This is a genomic window from Halomonas sp. SIMBA_159, assembly GCF_046536035.1.
GTDB lineage: Bacteria > Pseudomonadota > Gammaproteobacteria > Pseudomonadales > Halomonadaceae > Vreelandella > Vreelandella venusta_A.
This window is the reverse complement of sequence record NZ_JAWJBT010000020.1, coordinates 1-15,826: the sequence shown is the minus strand read 5'-3', so window position 1 is coordinate 15,826 and position 15,826 is coordinate 1. Positions and strand designations below refer to the sequence as shown.

Annotated in this window: 14 protein-coding genes and 2 tRNA genes; 10 read left to right on the top strand and 6 right to left on the bottom strand. The window is 58.6% G+C overall.

Annotation, left to right across the window (positions count from 1 at the left end; translation table 11 throughout):
- Window positions 1-2: 2 nt before the first annotated feature.
- Genes R0J87_RS13905 through hemA form a run of 4 tightly spaced genes read right to left on the bottom strand, consistent with a single transcriptional unit; the run spans window position 3 to window position 3,852 of the window.
- Entirely contained in the window at window positions 3-503 is a 501-nt protein-coding gene (locus R0J87_RS13905) for an Lrp/AsnC ligand binding domain-containing protein (RefSeq protein ID WP_044628221.1), read from the bottom strand.
- 30 nt (window positions 504-533) lie between these two features.
- Window positions 534-1,457, bottom strand: coding sequence for a peptide chain release factor N(5)-glutamine methyltransferase (gene prmC / locus R0J87_RS13900; protein ID WP_498886848.1), 924 nt, complete (start codon window positions 1,455-1,457; stop codon window positions 534-536).
- The gene (gene prfA, locus R0J87_RS13895) at window positions 1,457-2,545 is read right to left on the bottom strand and encodes a peptide chain release factor 1 (protein WP_498886847.1); all 1,089 of its coding nucleotides are present in this window, start codon (window positions 2,543-2,545) and stop codon (window positions 1,457-1,459) included. Before prfA ends, prmC begins: the two co-directional genes overlap by 1 nt.
- Window positions 2,542-3,852 (bottom strand): glutamyl-tRNA reductase, encoded by a 1,311-nt coding sequence (gene hemA / locus R0J87_RS13890; protein WP_498886845.1) that lies wholly within the window; start codon window positions 3,850-3,852, stop codon window positions 2,542-2,544. The genes prfA and hemA overlap by 4 nt, the downstream gene beginning before the upstream one ends.
- Window positions 3,853-4,080: 228 nt before the next feature.
- Here hemA and R0J87_RS13885 point away from each other — a divergent pair, with 228 nt between their 5' ends.
- From R0J87_RS13885 to R0J87_RS13845, 9 genes are all read left to right on the top strand, one after another.
- Window positions 4,081-5,874: a tetratricopeptide repeat protein gene (locus tag R0J87_RS13885; RefSeq protein WP_498886844.1), complete on the top strand. Its 1,794-nt coding sequence runs from the start codon at window positions 4,081-4,083 to the stop codon at window positions 5,872-5,874.
- 86 nt (window positions 5,875-5,960) lie between these two features.
- Window positions 5,961-6,617, top strand: a complete 657-nt coding sequence (lolB, locus tag R0J87_RS13880) for a lipoprotein insertase outer membrane protein LolB (RefSeq protein WP_498886843.1) — start codon at window positions 5,961-5,963, stop codon at window positions 6,615-6,617.
- A 69-nt stretch (window positions 6,618-6,686) separates the two neighbouring features.
- A complete protein-coding gene (gene ispE / locus R0J87_RS13875; RefSeq protein WP_498886842.1) occupies window positions 6,687-7,547 on the top strand; it encodes a 4-(cytidine 5'-diphospho)-2-C-methyl-D-erythritol kinase in 861 nt (286 codons plus the stop codon).
- Between the two features lie 30 nt (window positions 7,548-7,577).
- Window positions 7,578-7,652: transfer RNA gene (locus R0J87_RS13870), tRNA-Gln, on the top strand.
- Between the two features lie 59 nt (window positions 7,653-7,711).
- The gene (locus R0J87_RS13865; RefSeq protein ID WP_172416021.1) at window positions 7,712-8,653 is read left to right on the top strand and encodes a ribose-phosphate pyrophosphokinase; all 942 of its coding nucleotides are present in this window, start codon (window positions 7,712-7,714) and stop codon (window positions 8,651-8,653) included.
- A 96-nt stretch (window positions 8,654-8,749) separates the two neighbouring features.
- Entirely contained in the window at window positions 8,750-9,391 is a 642-nt protein-coding gene (locus R0J87_RS13860) for a 50S ribosomal protein L25/general stress protein Ctc (RefSeq protein WP_498886841.1), read from the top strand.
- Between the two features lie 204 nt (window positions 9,392-9,595).
- Window positions 9,596-10,177, top strand: a complete 582-nt coding sequence (gene pth / locus R0J87_RS13855; RefSeq protein WP_188638136.1) for an aminoacyl-tRNA hydrolase — start codon at window positions 9,596-9,598, stop codon at window positions 10,175-10,177.
- Window positions 10,178-10,281: 104 nt separating this feature from the next.
- Window positions 10,282-11,373, top strand: coding sequence for a redox-regulated ATPase YchF (gene ychF / locus R0J87_RS13850; RefSeq protein ID WP_498886840.1), 1,092 nt, complete (start codon window positions 10,282-10,284; stop codon window positions 11,371-11,373).
- 64 nt (window positions 11,374-11,437) lie between these two features.
- Window positions 11,438-11,514: transfer RNA gene (locus tag R0J87_RS13845), tRNA-Met, on the top strand.
- A 92-nt stretch (window positions 11,515-11,606) separates the two neighbouring features.
- Here the strand turns inward: R0J87_RS13845 and R0J87_RS13840 are convergent.
- Window positions 11,607-12,911, bottom strand: coding sequence for a M18 family aminopeptidase (locus tag R0J87_RS13840; RefSeq protein WP_498886839.1), 1,305 nt, complete (start codon window positions 12,909-12,911; stop codon window positions 11,607-11,609).
- Window positions 12,912-13,049: 138 nt separating this feature from the next.
- On the opposite strand from R0J87_RS13840, the gene R0J87_RS13835 reads away from it, so the two are divergent.
- Window positions 13,050-15,155 carry a carboxy terminal-processing peptidase gene (locus R0J87_RS13835; RefSeq protein WP_498886837.1) on the top strand — a complete coding sequence of 702 codons (2,106 nt, stop codon included), beginning with the start codon at window positions 13,050-13,052 and terminating at the stop codon, window positions 15,153-15,155.
- Window positions 15,156-15,231: 76 nt separating this feature from the next.
- On the opposite strand, the gene R0J87_RS13830 is transcribed toward R0J87_RS13835, so the two are convergent.
- Entirely contained in the window at window positions 15,232-15,594 is a 363-nt protein-coding gene (locus tag R0J87_RS13830) for a metalloregulator ArsR/SmtB family transcription factor (RefSeq protein ID WP_498886835.1), read from the bottom strand.
- Between the last annotated feature and the right edge of the window lie 232 nt (window positions 15,595-15,826).

The following is a 15,826-nucleotide window of genomic DNA, read 5'->3' as shown; positions in this document are numbered from 1 at the left end:
CGTCACTTATCCTCAAATTCCTCAAAGTCGGGGATGTGCAGGCTAAAGCTCTCCTTCACCTCCTCCATCACCACGTAGCTTTTCGACTCTTTCACGCCCGGCAGGGTCAGCACCACATCGCCTAATAGCTGACGATACGCGGCCATCTCCGGAATGCGGCACTTCAAGATGTAGTCAAACTGCCCGGAGACCAGATGGCACTCCTGAATCTGCGGCAGCTTCTCCACCGCACGGCGGAACTCGTCGAACACGGCGGGCGACTGGGTTTCCAGGCTAATTTCGACAAACACCAGCAAATTCGCCTTGAGCGCCCTGGGGTCAAGAATGGCTTGGTAGCCGCGGATAATACCCGCACGCTCTAAGCGCTTCACCCGCTCTAGGCAAGGGGTTGTGGATAAACCAACTTCAGAGGCAAGGTCTACATAGGAGATACGCGCGTTCTCTTGCAAGCAGCGCAATATCTTTAGGTCGATACGGTCCAGCGTTCTATTTTTTGGTTTCATGGCAGGATCCAATACTGATGAATCAGGCAGTTATTCGAGGTGCCCCAGGGTAACCCGTTCATGGCCGCCCATGTCTTGTACGCTTTCAACGCTTAAATAACCCGCTTTTTCCAGCGCTTGGCGAACGCCAGGGGCCTGCTGGTAACCGTGCTCCAGCGCCAGCCAGCCGCCGGGCATGAGATAAGCTTTTGCCTGGGTAATCAAATGCAGCAGATCCGCCATACCGTCGGCCTCGGCCACTAGCGCCGAGCGTGGCTCAAAGCGTACATCGCCTTGGCCTAAATGCGGGTCATCGGCGGCAATATAGGGCGGATTACTAACAATGATCTCAAACGTTGAACCAAGCGAAGGTGAACCAGGCAAAGATGAACCAGGTGAAGACGTACTAGGTGAAGACGCACTAGAAGAAGATGTACTAAGAGAAGAAAGCGTGAAGGCGCTGAACCAATCGCTGACCAGGAACGTGGCGTTAGTGATATTAAGCGTGCGGGCATTGTGAGCCGCCAGCGCCACCGCCTCTGGGCGAACATCCACCCCGACCACCTGCCAGTCCGGTTTTTCACTGGCAAAGGCCAGCGCGATGGCCCCGGTGCCCGTACCCAGGTCAAGCAGCCTGCCGGTTGGCGTGCCTGCACGCGCTAATGCGGCCTCTACTAGGGTTTCGGTATCGGGTCGAGGAATCAGCGTGGTCGGCGAGGTCGCGAGCGGCAGCCCCCAAAACTCACGCTCTCCGGTTAAATAGGCCACCGGCTGGCCCTGGGCGCGGGCGGCAATTAGCGCGTCAAAGCGGGCATGCTCCCAGGTGGGGCATTCGCTATCGCCCCAGGTATAGAGCCATGTGCGGCTGCGGCCAGTAGCGAACTCCATCAGCACCTCGGCATCTATGCGAGGCGACGGCGAACCTGCCAGCTGCAGCCGCTGGGCGGCGCTCTTCAGCAACGCGTCGAACGTCATTACGCGTCCTGCAGCGCCGAGAGCTGTTCCGCTTGGTACTCGTGAATCAGCGGTTCAATCACATCATCCAACTGCTCGCCGCTCACCACTTCGGTCAGCTTGTATAGCGTCAGGTTAATGCGGTGATCGGTAATACGACCCTGAGGGAAGTTGTAGGTGCGAATACGCTCACTGCGGTCACCAGACCCTACCAGCGAGCGGCGGGCATCGGCCTGCTCCTGGCGCTGGGAATCCACCGCGTTACGCTTGAGCTTGGCGGCCAGCAGCGACATCGCTTTAGCGCGGTTCTTATGCTGGCTACGCTCTTCCTGACACTCCACCACCACGCCAGTAGGCAGGTGGGTAATACGAATCGCTGAGTCGGTGGTGTTAACGTGCTGGCCACCGGCACCGCTGGAGCGGTAGGTATCGACCCGCAAATCCGCCGGGTTGATATCGATATCCCCCACTTCATCCACTTCAGGCATCACCGCCACGGTACAGGCGGAAGTGTGAATACGGCCCTGGGATTCGGTGGCCGGTACGCGCTGCACCCGATGCGCACCCGACTCAAATTTGAGCCGCGCATACACGCCATCGCCCTTCACCCGGGAGATAACTTCTTTATAACCGCCCTGCTCGCCGTGGCTGGCACTGACGATTTCGACGCGCCAGCCGCGCTTTTCCGCATAGCGGGAGTACATGCGGAAGAGATCACCTGCAAAAATCGCGGCCTCATCGCCACCGGTGCCTGCACGCACTTCTAAAAAGACGCCACGACCGTCGTCTGGGTCTTTCGGAATCAGCAGGCGTTTCAGTTCAACGTCGAGCGCTTCCAGCTGCTCGCGGCCGTCGAAGACTTCCATCTCCGCCAGCTCGCGCATTTCCGGGTCACTGTCGCGGCTTAGCAGCTCGGCTTCGGCAATGCTGTTTTCCACCTCAAGGTAGCGCTTCCAAGCGGCGACCAGTTCTTCCAGCTCTGAATACTCCCGAGAGTAGTCGCGAAAGCGCTGCTGGTTGTTGATCACCTCAGGATCGGACAGCAGCATGGCCAGCTCTTCAAACCGGTCGGAGAAGCTGTCTAAACGTTGGCGCAAAGTCTCTTTCATGCGGGCGTATCATCCTTCTGGCGTTTTGCCGGGGGCGCAGGCTGCTCAAAGGCGGGCTTCGGAGGCAGTAACAGGCGCGGCGCGGCGCTAAGCAAATCGTGGTTTTCCTGAGAGGCCGCTTCGCGAATGGTGAGCGTTGGCTGATGCATTAGGCGGCTGGCCAGCTGATGCGCTAGGCGCTCAACCACTTTGGCCGGGTCTTCGCCTTTTGCCAAACGCTCAAGCGCCTGATCCCGCGCTTGGTCGCGCAGCGCCTCACCGTGGCGGCGATAGTCACGAATCACCTCACCGCCGTTACGAATACGCCGCTCATGCTGCCAGCTACCGACGCCGTGCTCAATGAGCGACTCGGCTTGGTCGGCTGCCACCTGCCGGTGGCGACGATTCTCTTCGATCACCTCTTCCAGGTCATCGACGGTATACAGGAACACATCCGCCAGTTCACCCACTTCCGGCTCGATATCCCGGGGCACGGCGATATCGACCATAAACACGGGGCGATGGCGACGCTTTTTCAGCGCCCGCTCGACCATCCCTTTGCCCAAGATAGGCAGCGGCGATGCGGTAGAGGAGATCACGATATCGGCATGCTCTAAGGCATCCGGAATCTCCGGCAGCGTAATCGCTGTACCGCCCAGCGAGGAAGAGACCTGTTCGGCGCGCTCGCGGGTACGGTTTGCCACGGTGAGCTGACGCACCCCGGCTTCATGCAGGTGGCGGGCCACTAGCTCGATGGTCTCACCGGCTCCAATCAGTAGCGCGTTGGCGCGGCTGAAATCATCGAAAATGCGGCTGGCCATGCTGACGGCAGCATAGGCGACGGACACCGGGTTTTTACCGATGCCAGTTTCGGTGCGTACCTGCTTGGCCACGGCGAAGGTGTGCTGAAAAAGACGCTCCAGCTCGCCACCCAGGCCTTTCGCCTGACGCGCTTGCTGATAAGCATCTTTTAACTGGCCCAGTATTTGCGGCTCACCCAACACCATGGAGTCCAGCCCCACAGCCACGCGCATCAGATGACGAGCGGCCTCGTTATCGTGGTAGTGATAGGCACAGCGGGAAAGCTCATCAACACGCAAATTGTGAAAACGCCCCAGCCAGTCCAGAACCGTCTGCTCACCGGCGGCATCCGTCACACAGTAAAGCTCCGTGCGGTTACACGTCGAAAGCACGGCCGCTTCGCTAATATGTGGCAGGCTACGCAGTTCGGCCAACGCGCTATCCAGCTGCGTTGGCGTAAAGGCCACCTGTTCACGCACAGCTACGCTGGCGGTACGATGATTGATTCCCAGGGCAAGAAGCGTCATGGGTTAGGCGTCTTCGCTAGTGGATCGGTCGTCACGTCACTGTCGGTCATTATTTCTTGGCTTGCTGATACAAGTCTAAGAGAGCAGCTCATCAAGTGAATTGCGCTGACTCGGCTCTTTTTCAAGGTGAAACATTCTATCACAGCAGAGCATGTTCTGGCGCACACCACTTTGCCGCAGGCAGCCAAGCCGCTATGCTGAACACTCGGCCACTTGATCGAGACATGCATGCCCCATCGCGCGACACTACTGGGTATTCCCCTTCCGTTTTCGGGTTTCACTCTACTACCCTTGGCCGCCACGCTGATGCTGAGCGGCTGCCAGCTCTCGCCGCCGTTTTCGAACGGCGACTCAAACGCTCGCCTGGAAGACCCCATGGCGTCGGCACCGCCGATCACCAAAGGCCTGGATGCCGCCGGGCTAAGCACGCTGCTTGCCGCCGAGCTAGCCGGGCAGCGCGGCGACTACCGCTACGCAGGGCAAGGCTATCTTGAAGCCGCGCAGCGCTATACCGCACCGGGGCTTGCTGAACGAGCCACCTTTGCGGCCCGCTTCGGCAATGACGCCGCGCTAATGGAAGCCGCCGCCCTGCGCTGGCGTGAGCTGGACCCACGCGCTGAAACCCCCAACCGCCTGCTGGCATCGCTATCGCTCCAACGGGGCGATTGGCTCGATAGCCTAGAGCAGCGGCTAGCCATTGCTGAAGCAGGTGGCAACGGCGAAATTGCCACCTTTGCCGAAATTGCGGTGGCCGAAGAGGCACCGCTGCGGCTGCTGGCACAGCAGCTGCGCAGCTATCTGGCCCAGCCCGGAATATCTGAACGCGAGTTTCATAGCGATGTACTGCTCGGCACGGCACTGGTTGAGGCCGCGTTGGGCGAAACGCAAACGGCCCAGCGCTATTTAGATGAAGTAGAGCAGCAGGAGCCCGAGTCCGCCGCCCTGTGGCTGGCAAAAGCCCGCTTAGCGCTGGAAACCGGCGACCATCGCGGTGCTCAGCAGGCAGCCCAGCAGGGGCTTAGCCTCGCGCCTGACGATGTGCGCTTTATCCTGATGCTGGCCCAAGCGGAAATCCGCCTCAACAACATTGATGCCGCTGAAGTGCAAACCAACGCGCTGCTCGATAGCCACGGTGGCAATCAGGATTTACGCATCGCCCTGGCACAGCTTTATCTAGAAGAGGGACACAGCGAGCCTGCCTACCGGCTGCTGCAACCGCTGATGGGCCAAGAGAGCATTCCTAACATTGCCTACTTCTTGATGGGCGCGATTGCACAGTCCCAAGGCGAAGTGGATAACGCGCTTCTTTATTACCGCCAAGTGCACGAAGGCGACGAGTTCCTACCTGCCAGGGCCGCTGCCGCCAGCATGCTGATTGAAGACGACCGCCTGCTGGATGCGCGCGCTTTTCTGCGCATTGAGCGTATGCGCCACGACGCCTATTTTGGCGACTTGGTCCGTTTAGAAGTACAGCTGCTGGACGAACTCTCGCTGCAAGAAGATGCCACGGCACTGCTGGACCGCGAATTAACCCGCACCCCCGATGACACCAGCCTGCTCTATCTTCGCGCCATGCGCGCTTGGGAAATGGGCGACTTGGCTGGCATGGAGCGGGACTTACGGCAAATCCTGCGCACCGAGCCCAACAACGCGGATGCACTGAACGCGCTGGGTTACACGCTGGCCGACCTCAATATTGCAGGCAGGCTAGAAGAGGCCCGCGAGCTGATTGAGCGCGCCTACGAAGCAGACCCGGACAACCCCGCCGTGCTAGACAGCATTGGCTGGGTGTATTTCCGCCTGGGCAAACCCGACGATGCACTGGCCTGGCTAGAAAGCGCCTACGCGCAGATGCCTGATCAGGAAATTGCCGCTCACTTGGCCGAAGTGCTGCATTCATTAGGACGCAGTGACGAAGCGCGCCAACTGATTGCGCGCATTTTGCAGCGGGCCACGTATCATCCTCAAATTGATGATCTTCTTGAGCGCTATCCTGAACTAACGCCGACAGACACGCCCTAAGGCTTACTTTGTATCGCGGCACGGCATTGCCGTGACCGCGAATAAACGCTTTATCGCGAATAGACAGCACTGACATGGAGCCAGTTATGTTGACCCCCTCTTTAAATAGCGCCCGGGGCCATGCCCCGCATATTGCCTTTCCTCGTTCTGCAAGCCTGTGGGTAGTAGCCCTGGCACTATTGACACTTGCCGGTTGCGCCAGCCAAGCGCCAGTCGATGAAGGCGGCCGCCAAGCAGGCCAGTGGGAAAGCCAGCAGGCAGAGGTAGAAGCGTTCGAAGACTGGACGCTGATCGGCAAAGCGGGCCTACGCACCCCCCAAGAGAACACCAGCGCCAACCTAGACTGGAACCAAACCCCCCACTACTTCCGCATGCTGATTAGCGGGCCCTTTGGCGGCGGTCGCAGCGTCCTGGAAGGCCGCGAGGGCCGCTTTTCGCTGACCACTAGCGAAGGCCGTTTTGAAGCGGAAACTCCCGAAGCCTTAATGGAAGAGCAGTTGGGCTGGTCGTTGCCTGTACGCGCCATGCCCGACTGGGTGCGTGGCCTGCCCGGCGACCACGCCAGCTACCAGCTTGAAACTGACGAGCTCGGCTTCCCGAGCCACCTCCAACAGGATGGCTGGGAAATTGACTACCGCGACTGGGAGCAGGCGGAAGGCATGTGGCTACCGCGCCGTTTGGTGATGAACTACGGCGACGTGCGTATCACGCTGGTTGTGAACCAGTGGCAGGCCTCCGAATAGAGCACTCGGGCTGGCAAACGCCAGCCCTCTCTCTTACGTTTACCTACGTTTAGCCAATAGAGAAACGGCATGCCCGCAACACCCCGCACACTCACCCTACCCGCCCCGGCCAAGCTAAATCGCATGCTGCATATTGTGGGACGCCGCCAAGACGGCTACCACGAACTGCAGACCCTGTTCCAGATCATCGACCTGTGCGACTCCCTAAGCTTCACCCTCCGCCAAGATGGCGTTATCCAACTAACCACCCCCATAGACGGCGTTGCCCACGACGATAATCTGATTGTGCGCGCCGCGAAGCTATTGCAGCAGCACAGCAGCACTTCTCTAGGCGCATCAATCACCATTGATAAACACCTGCCCATGGGCGGCGGCCTGGGCGGCGGCAGCTCCAACGCGGCCACGGTGTTAGTCGGTTTGAATCAGCTCTGGCAGTTGGGGCATCGCCCAACCACCCTGGCAGCGCTTGGCTTAACGCTGGGGGCGGATGTTCCTGTGTTTGTGAAGGGCCACAGCGCCTGGGCAGAAGGCGTGGGTGAGCAGTTAACGCAAGCCACCCTGGATACCCCCTGGTTTGTGGTGATTCACCCCGGCGTTAGCGTCTCGACGCCTGCAATCTTCCAAGACCCAGAATTGACACGCGACAGCCTCCCCATTACTATGGCGCGCGCACTGCAGGGGGGAGTGGTCGAGTGGCGTAATGACTGCGAAGCAATTGTCAGAAAACGCTACCCGCCTATTGCGGAAGCACTTGACTGGCTCGCGCAGTATGCACCTAGTCGGCTGACCGGTACCGGCGCTTGTTTGTTTGCAGCTTTCGATTCACAAGAGGCTGCGCAAACAGTAGCTGAACAGGCCAATCAACGCTGGCAAGCATGGGTGGCGCGCGGACTTAACACCTCTCCCCTACAAGATGCTCTGGGCTGCTGAAAGCGCCCGGTCATCGCATTAGGTTATTGCTGGGGTATCGCCAAGTGGTAAGGCACCGGTTTTTGGTATCGGCATTCCCAGGTTCGAATCCTGGTACCCCAGCCAATCCTAATTATGATCTGCGTTTTCTCCCCTGATCCCCAACACTGCAAAGGTGGCTGCGCGTGTCAAAATTGATGGTTTTCACCGGGAACGCCAATCCCGAACTCGCTCAAAAGATTGCCGAGAGCTTAGACAGCCGTATGGGTAACGCAACGGTTGGTCAATTTAGCGACGGCGAAATCGCGGTCGAGATCAATGAGAACGTGCGTGGTAAGGATGTATTCATCCTGCAATCCACCTGTGCCCCCACGAACGACAACCTGATGGAACTGATCCTGATGGTCGACGCCCTGCGTCGCGCCTCAGCTGCCCGTATTACGGCAGTGGTTCCTTACTTTGGTTATGCCCGCCAGGACCGTCGTGTACGCTCCGCCCGCGTTCCCATCTCAGCAAAAGTTGTCGCTGATATGATGGTGAAAGCAGGCGTTGACCGCGTCATGACCATGGACCTGCACGCTGACCAAATCCAAGGTTTCTTCGACGTACCGGTTGATAACGTATACGGCTCACCGATTCTGCTGGACGACATCGAGCGTCAAAACTACGACGACCTCGTGGTTGTTTCCCCCGATGTTGGCGGCGTTGTGCGTGCACGCGCCATTGCCAAACAGCTGAATGCGGATCTGGCCATTATTGATAAGCGCCGCCCCCAGGCTAACCAAGCGCAGGTCATGCATATCATTGGTGAAATCGAAGGCCGCACCTGTGTGGTCGTCGATGACATGATTGATACCGCGGGCACGCTGTGTAAAGCCGGTGAAGCGCTGAAAGACCACGGTGCTGCGCGCGTTGTTGCGTATGCTACCCACCCGATCTTGTCTGGCCCTGCGGTCGACAACATCACCAACTCTGTACTGGATGAAGTGGTCGTGACCGACACCATTCCGCTTGCCGACCATGCGCGTCGCAGCGGAAAGATTCGCCAGTTGAGCGTTGCTGGCCTGATTGCGGAGGCGATTCGCCGCGTCAGCAACGAAGAATCCGTCAGCGCGATGTTCCACTAACGCCTGACGTTATAAGCCCCCATCTGGGGCCCTGGAAGCGTCGTCGTCTGGTCGCGGGCGGCGGCGTTTCCTTACTTAAACTAAGAGGCAAATTCCATGTCTGATTTTATCCTGAAAGCCAGCGTTCGTAACGACCTGGGGAAAGGTGCGAGCCGCCGCCTGCGTCGTGCGAACCAACAAGTACCGGCCGTTGTATACGGCGGTGAGAAAGGCGCTCAGTCTATCTCTGTAGAAAAAACTGCATTCTACAAAGCGATCGAAGACGAGTCCTTCTTCTCCTCAGTCATCAAACTGATGATCGACGGTAAAGAAGAGCAAGTAGTGGTACGTGACCTTCAGCGTCACCCCTACAAGCCGCTTCTGACCCACGCTGACTTCATGCGTGTTGACGCTACTCACGAAATCACCATGAACGTGCCGCTGCACGTGGTGAACGAAGAGAAGTGTGTAGGCATCAAAGACCAAGGCGGCGAACTGCACGTCCTGGCCAACGAAGTGGCCATCAGCTGCTTGCCGAAAGATCTTCCGGACTTCCTGGAAATCGACATCAGCAACGTTGAGCTGGGCACTACCCTGCACCTGTCTGACCTGAACCTGCCGGCTGGCGTCACTTCTGTTGACCTGTCCCACGGTGAAGAGCACGACAACGCCATTCTGAGCATCACTAAAGTAAAAGTACGTAGTGATGACGAAGAAGAAGGCGAAGGTGAAGGCGACGCAGAAGCCAGCGCTGAGTAAGCCTTGCTAAAGGCGCTGCCAGCGACGGCTGCCCAGCGCCACCTGGGCCATGCCTGCATGGCCCAGGGATATGAAAATCAAGCGCTTCGGCGCTTGATTTTTTTTTGCCGCTTAACACTCTCGCCCTTTGCTGCAGCACAAGCTGCATATTGGGGCTGATATAGTAAGCACAGAATATCTTCCAGAACCGTTGGAGGTGGGAAAATGAGCCAGGTAACGGCCATTATAGGACTGGGCAACCCAGGCGCAGAATACGACGCCACCCGACACAACGCGGGCTTTTGGCTAGTGGACGCCATTGCACGCAGCGCCCACACCGAACTGCGTCCTGAGAAAAAGTTTTTAGGCCTGTATGCCAAAGCACGCCTGGGTGATCATGAGCTGCATCTGCTCAACCCCACCACCTTTATGAACCGCAGCGGCGCTTCCGTGGCTGCGCTCGCCCAGTTTTTCAAGCTGACCCCAGACAACCTGCTGGTCGCTCATGATGAGCTTGACCTCCCCCCTGGGCAGTCACGCTATAAAACCGGCGGCGGGCACGGCGGCCATAACGGGCTGCGGGATATTATTAGCGCGCTGGGCAATCAAAAAGAGTTCCACCGCGTACGGATTGGCATTGGCCACCCCGGCGAAGCGAAACAAGTGGTCAATTACGTATTGGGCCGCCCCGGCAAAGCCGAGCAAGAAGCCATTGAACGCTCGCTGGACGAATGCCTTGCCACGCTTCCCCTCGCCCTTTCGGGCGATTGGGCTAAAGCCATGAACCGTCTACATAGCGTAAAATAGCAGCACGTTATCAGCACACATTCAGTTCGCGTTAAGTACGCGCTTTTTTCACTATCGGCAGACGCTTCATCTTGAGCGCTGCCCTAGCGGCCAGGAAGTTATTTATGGGCTTTAACTGCGGTATTGTCGGCCTACCCAACGTAGGCAAATCCACGCTGTTCAATGCGTTGACGAAGTCAGGGATTGATGCAGAGAACTTCCCGTTCTGCACCATCGAACCCAACGTTGGCATCGTCCCGATGCCAGACCCACGCCTGGATGCGCTGGCAGCCATCGTTAAGCCTGAAAAAGTGCTGCCCACCACCATGGAGTTTGTGGATATCGCTGGCCTCGTGGCGGGTGCCTCCAAAGGCGAAGGCCTGGGCAACAAGTTCCTGGCGAACATTCGCGAAACCCAAGCCATTGCCCACGTAGTGCGCTGCTTCGATAACGACAACGTGATCCACGTTGCCAACCAGGTCGACCCCCGCGCCGATATCGAGACCATCAATCTTGAGCTGGCCCTGGCCGACCTAGACACCGTCGAGAAAGCCAGCCAGCGCCTGCTGCGCTCGGTGAAAGGCGGCGACAAAGACGCCATTGCCACCAAAACGATTCTAGACAAAATTCTGCCGCACCTTGCCGAAGGCCAGCCGCTGCGCAGCTTTGGGCTAGATGACGACGAAAAGCGTCAGGTGAAAAGCTTTGGCTTCTTGACCCTCAAACCCACCATGTACATTGCGAACGTCAATGAAGATGGCTTTGAGAACAACCCCTACCTGGATATCGTCAACGAGATCGCCGCCGAAGAAGGCGCGGTGGTGGTGCCGGTGTGCAACCAGCTAGAAGCGGAAATTGCCGAACTCGAAGATGAAGAGCGCAGCATGTTCCTCTCCGAAATGGGCATGGAAGAGCCGGGCCTAGACCGCGTCATTCGCGCGGGCTACTCGCTGCTTGGCCTGCAAACCTACTTCACCGCAGGCGTGAAAGAAGTACGCGCCTGGACGGTAAGAGAAGGTGCCAGCGCCCCCGAAGCCGCCGGTGTGATTCACACCGATTTCCAAAAAGGCTTTATCCGCGCTGAAGTAATCGCCTATGACGACTACGTCTCTCTAGGCGGCGAGCAAGGTGCCAAAGATAACGGAAAATGGCGCTTGGAAGGCAAAGAGTACACCGTCAAAGATGGCGATGTGATCCACTTCCGCTTCAACGTATAAGCAAGAAAAGAAATAAATGCTTGACGGGTGGCGTCTCTCTGAGTAATATTCGCCCCCGTTGAACGGCTACGTAGCTCAGCTGGTTAGAGCACATCACTCATAATGATGGGGTCCCCTGTTCAAATCAGGGCGTAGCCACCAACACCGAATTACGCTAGCAATAGCAAAGGCCCGCTGACTCAGTCAGCGGGCCTTTTTCGTTTCTATTTTGCGTTTCTAACCGGGCAGTTGGATCAGGAGAGCGTTGGGCGATTCAGGAACACCGTCAGCGCACGCGTCAGGTAATCCACATCCCGCGTACCGGACGTTTCACGAATCGAGTGCATCGCCCATTGGGGCAATCCTACGTCGATGGTCGGCACGCCCACTTCTGTAGCGGTAATCGGCCCGATGGTGCTGCCACAGCCCATATCCGCCCGCGTAACGAACGACTGCACGGGTACATCGGCCTCACGGCACACATCCCGGAACAGCGCGCCGGTCACGCTATTGGTAGCGTAGCGCTGGCTAGCGTTCACCTTGATCACCGGGCCGCCGTTAATGGCCGGGCCGTGGCGCTCATCGTGCTTATCACGGAAGTTCGGGTGCAGCGCGTGGGCGTTGTCGCAGGAGATCATCAGCGACGACTGAATCAGCTGAATCAACGACTCCTCGCTACCACCGCCTACTTGGGCATTCAGACGCTTCAGTACATCGCCCAAGAACGGCCCCTGAGCGCCGCAGGCGCTTGCGCTGCCCACTTCCTCATGGTCGTTCGCCACCAGCAGCGCTCCCTGGCTTGCGTCGCACTCCAGCAGCGCCTCTAGGCCCACAAAGCACGACAGCAGGTTATCCAGCCGTGCGCTGGCCACCAGCTCTTTGCGCAGGCCAATCAGTGAAGGCGGCTGCACGTCGTAAAAGCCCAGCTCAAAATCCACCACTTCTACGGCACGCAGGCCGTGCTGCTCTTCTAGCCACTGGGCTAGCAGATCATTCAGCTTGGCGGTATCGCTCTGCATCAGCACCGGCGACATCTGCGTTTGCGGATTAATCGAGCGCCCACCGTTCACATCGCGGTCCATATGGATCGCCAGGCTCGGAATCATCGCGATGGGGCGGTCTACGTTCAGCAGCACGCTCTCCAGGCGGCCATCGGCATGGCGCACGTGTACACGCCCCGCCAAGCCCAAATCACGATCAAACCAGGGCGCTAACAGCACACCGCCGTACACCTGCACGCCCAGCTGCAGCCAGCCAGCAGAGTACTGCGTGGCGTTGGGCTTCAAGCGCAGCCCGGGGCTGTCGGTATGCGCCCCCAGCATGCGCAGGCTGGTTAGTTTGCCAGCGGGCAGTTGAAAAGCGATCACAGACGAATCGTTACGCGTCACGTAGTAGCGCTTTCCTGGCACAAGCTGCCAGTTCGCGGTCTCTTCCAGGCGCGTAAAGCCCGCCTGCTCCAAACGCTGAGCCATGCTGCGCGTGGCATGCCATGGCGTAGGCGACTGCTGCAAAAAATCGCACAGCCGCGTTAAACGTTCCGCGTTGAAAGCCTCGGACATGGAATTCCTCATAACAGTAATGATTGAGTCTCACAGGGGAAATGACCTGCTACAATGCTCCCTCGGCCTACGCAACTCATAGGCTAACTGCGGGTCTAGGGAAGAATGAGTGTACACAAATCCGGGAGAGCTTGACTGATGAGCTTGTTTGCAACGCTTTCGCGCTCGGTCGCCCTTGCCGTGATGCTGGTGATCGCCAGCCCGGCAGCACTAGCGCAAATCGCGCCGACCGACGAACAACGCCAAGCGGCTGTGGAAATTGCGGACTCGCTCCGCTATGGCCACTATGCTGATATTAATTTTAACGAGCAGTGGTCTCAGGAAGCTTTCCAGCGCTATCTAGATATTCTAGATGGACAGCGCTCCTATCTGCTAAACCGCGACATCGAACCCTACCGTCATCTTGAAGACGATATGGCCGAGGCGCTCTTTAACGGCGACCTGGACGACGCTTTTGCTCTCTACAACCGCTTAAGTGAACGCCACACCGCTCGCCTTGAATGGCTGCTGGCTCGCCTGGATGAAGGGCTCTCGCTGGAGTTTGATAGCGACGAACGCCTGGAAGTCGACCGCGAAGACGCCCCCTGGGCCACCCGTGAAAGCGAGCTGGACGAGCTGTGGCGCAAGCGGTTGAAAAACGACGCCCTGACCCTCGCCCTTACCGATCAAGACAACGAGCAGATCGAAGACAACCTGCGTCAGCGTTACGAAGGCCAGCTATCTCGGTTACGCCAAGCAGAATCAGAAGATGTCTTCGGCTTAGTGATGGCCGCCGTTTCCGGCACCATCGACCCGCACACCGGCTACCTCTCCCCTCGCCAGGGTGAATCCTTTGATATCCAGATGAGCCTCTCGCTGGAAGGCATTGGTGCCCTGCTGCAAGCCGACGGCGAGTACGTCAAGGTATCTAGCCTAGTGCCCGGCGGCCCCGCTGAGCGCGCAGGCGTACTAGAGCCTGCCGACCGCATTATCGCCGTCGGCCAGGAAGAGGGCGAGATGGTCAACGTCGTGGGCATGCGCCTAGACAACGTGGTGGACCTGATTCGTGGCCCCAAAGGCTCCGTGGTGCGCTTAGATGTGGTGCCCGCCCAAGCCGTGGACATGACCCGCTCGCAAATCGTGGAAATTACCCGCGACACGGTGAGCCTGGAAGATCAGGCGGCTGACAGCGAAGTGATTGAAGTGATGCGTGACGGCGCGCCCCACCGCATTGGCGTAATTAACGTCCCCACCTTCTACGTGGATTTCGACGCCTGGCAGGCAGGTGAAGAAGAGTACCGCAGCACCACCCGCGATGTGGCCCGTGAAATCGACAACCTCAAAAAAGAGGGTGTAGAAGGCATCGTGCTGGACCTGCGCAATAACGGCGGCGGCGCGCTGCAAGAAGCCAACTCGCTGATCGGCCTGTTTATCGACCGTGGCCCCACCGTACAAGTACGCGACGCCCAGGGCCGCATTCAGCTCTACGGCGACACCGAAGCAGGCACCGTGTACGACGGCCCGCTCACCGTACTGGTGAACCGCCTCTCGGCCTCCGCCTCTGAAATCTTTGCCGGTGCCATTCAAGATTATGGCCGGGGCATTGTGGTGGGCGCATCGACCTTCGGCAAAGGCACCGTTCAAACCCTGAACGAGCTTAGCCACGGCCAGATCAAGCTTACTCGCGCCAAGTTCTACCGTATCTCTGGCGACAGCACCCAGAACCGCGGCGTAGAGCCAGACATCACCTTCCCCAGCCTGATTGACCCGGAGCGGATTGGTGAGAGCAGCCTGGACAACGCCCTGGCCTGGGACACCGTGCAGAACGTTCAGTACCGCCGCTACGGCGAGCCGGAACGCGCCCTGCCAACGCTGATTGCCCGCCATGAAGAGCGCGCCAAAGAGAACCCCAACTTCCGCTACCTGGAACGCCAGTCCACGCTGGCTCGCCAGCTGCGTGAACAGCACACCAGCGTCAGCCTGAACCGGGAACAGCGCCAACGCGAGCTAGAAGCCCAAGAAGCCGAACAGCTCTCGCTGGAAAACCAGCGCCGCCGCGCCCTGGGGCTGCCTGAACTGGAAGAGTGGATGGACGCGCGTAGCGACGGCACCACCCCGACAGAAGACGCTGAAGTAGAAAGCGAAGGCGAAACGGAAGGCGACGAAGAAGAAGTACCGGTCGACCGTGCGCACGTACTCGAAGCCGCTGAAGTGCTGCTTGACTATGTACACCTGCAAGACCAACAGCGCATGGCTAAGCGCTAAGGCCTAGCCTAGCCTAAATACGAAGACGCCAGCCCTCGGGCTGGCGTTTTTGTATGTGCTTACTAACCCGTCACCGCTAGCAAAGAGCCGCACGCCGCGCTGGGCGGTCTCCCATACGCGCCAAACGCTGCGTCAGCGCTTCTAGCTGCACCACACTCCCCTGCGCACCGGATTCAATAATCGACTGCGCCCAGGCAGGTAGCTGCGGCGCTAAACGGTAGTAGACCCACTGCCCTTCCCGCTGATCCATCAGCAGGCCGCACTGGCGCAGCTGCGCCAAATGGCGAGACACCTTCGGCTGAGACTCCTCCAGCGCATAGGTCATCTCACACACGCACAGCGACTGCTCCTGGGCAATCAGCAGCACCAGCATCAGCCGCGTTTCATCGCTCAAACACTTAAAGACCTGCAGCGCCTGCAGGCTAGCCGCTTTCCCCACGACACCTTCCTACGCCATGAATTGAGGAGGCTAGTTTACGTCATGCTGGGGGGGTAAGGCTAAGGGATTGGGTGGGGGGCGGCAGCAGATGTTCGCGTATGGATAAATGCTTAAGCTGAAAAGTTATATAAATCGCGAAATAAATTTTTAATTAGGGCGGATGCAGACTCTGAGTGCAACACACTCATTGGATGGTTGATGGGCTTGCATGGTACTTGGCCATCAGCTCGCT

Excerpts from the sequence above, each read along its gene's own strand:
- ispE (WP_498886842.1), top strand. The coding sequence starts at position 6,687 with ATGCCCGCAACACCCCGCACACTCACCCTACCCGCCCCGGCCAAGCTA.
- prfA (WP_498886847.1), bottom strand. The coding sequence starts at position 2,545 with ATGAAAGAGACTTTGCGCCAACGTTTAGACAGCTTCTCCGACCGGTTT.
- R0J87_RS13885 (WP_498886844.1), top strand. The coding sequence starts at position 4,081 with ATGCCCCATCGCGCGACACTACTGGGTATTCCCCTTCCGTTTTCGGGT.
- R0J87_RS13840 (WP_498886839.1), bottom strand. The coding sequence starts at position 12,911 with ATGTCCGAGGCTTTCAACGCGGAACGTTTAACGCGGCTGTGCGATTTT.
- ychF (WP_498886840.1), top strand. The coding sequence starts at position 10,282 with ATGGGCTTTAACTGCGGTATTGTCGGCCTACCCAACGTAGGCAAATCC.
- hemA (WP_498886845.1), bottom strand. The coding sequence starts at position 3,852 with ATGACGCTTCTTGCCCTGGGAATCAATCATCGTACCGCCAGCGTAGCT.
- prmC (WP_498886848.1), bottom strand. The coding sequence starts at position 1,457 with ATGACGTTCGACGCGTTGCTGAAGAGCGCCGCCCAGCGGCTGCAGCTG.
- pth (WP_188638136.1), top strand. The coding sequence starts at position 9,596 with ATGAGCCAGGTAACGGCCATTATAGGACTGGGCAACCCAGGCGCAGAA.
- R0J87_RS13905 (WP_044628221.1), bottom strand. The coding sequence starts at position 503 with ATGAAACCAAAAAATAGAACGCTGGACCGTATCGACCTAAAGATATTG.
- R0J87_RS13835 (WP_498886837.1), top strand. The coding sequence starts at position 13,050 with ATGAGCTTGTTTGCAACGCTTTCGCGCTCGGTCGCCCTTGCCGTGATG.
- R0J87_RS13860 (WP_498886841.1), top strand. The coding sequence starts at position 8,750 with ATGTCTGATTTTATCCTGAAAGCCAGCGTTCGTAACGACCTGGGGAAA.
- lolB (WP_498886843.1), top strand. The coding sequence starts at position 5,961 with ATGTTGACCCCCTCTTTAAATAGCGCCCGGGGCCATGCCCCGCATATT.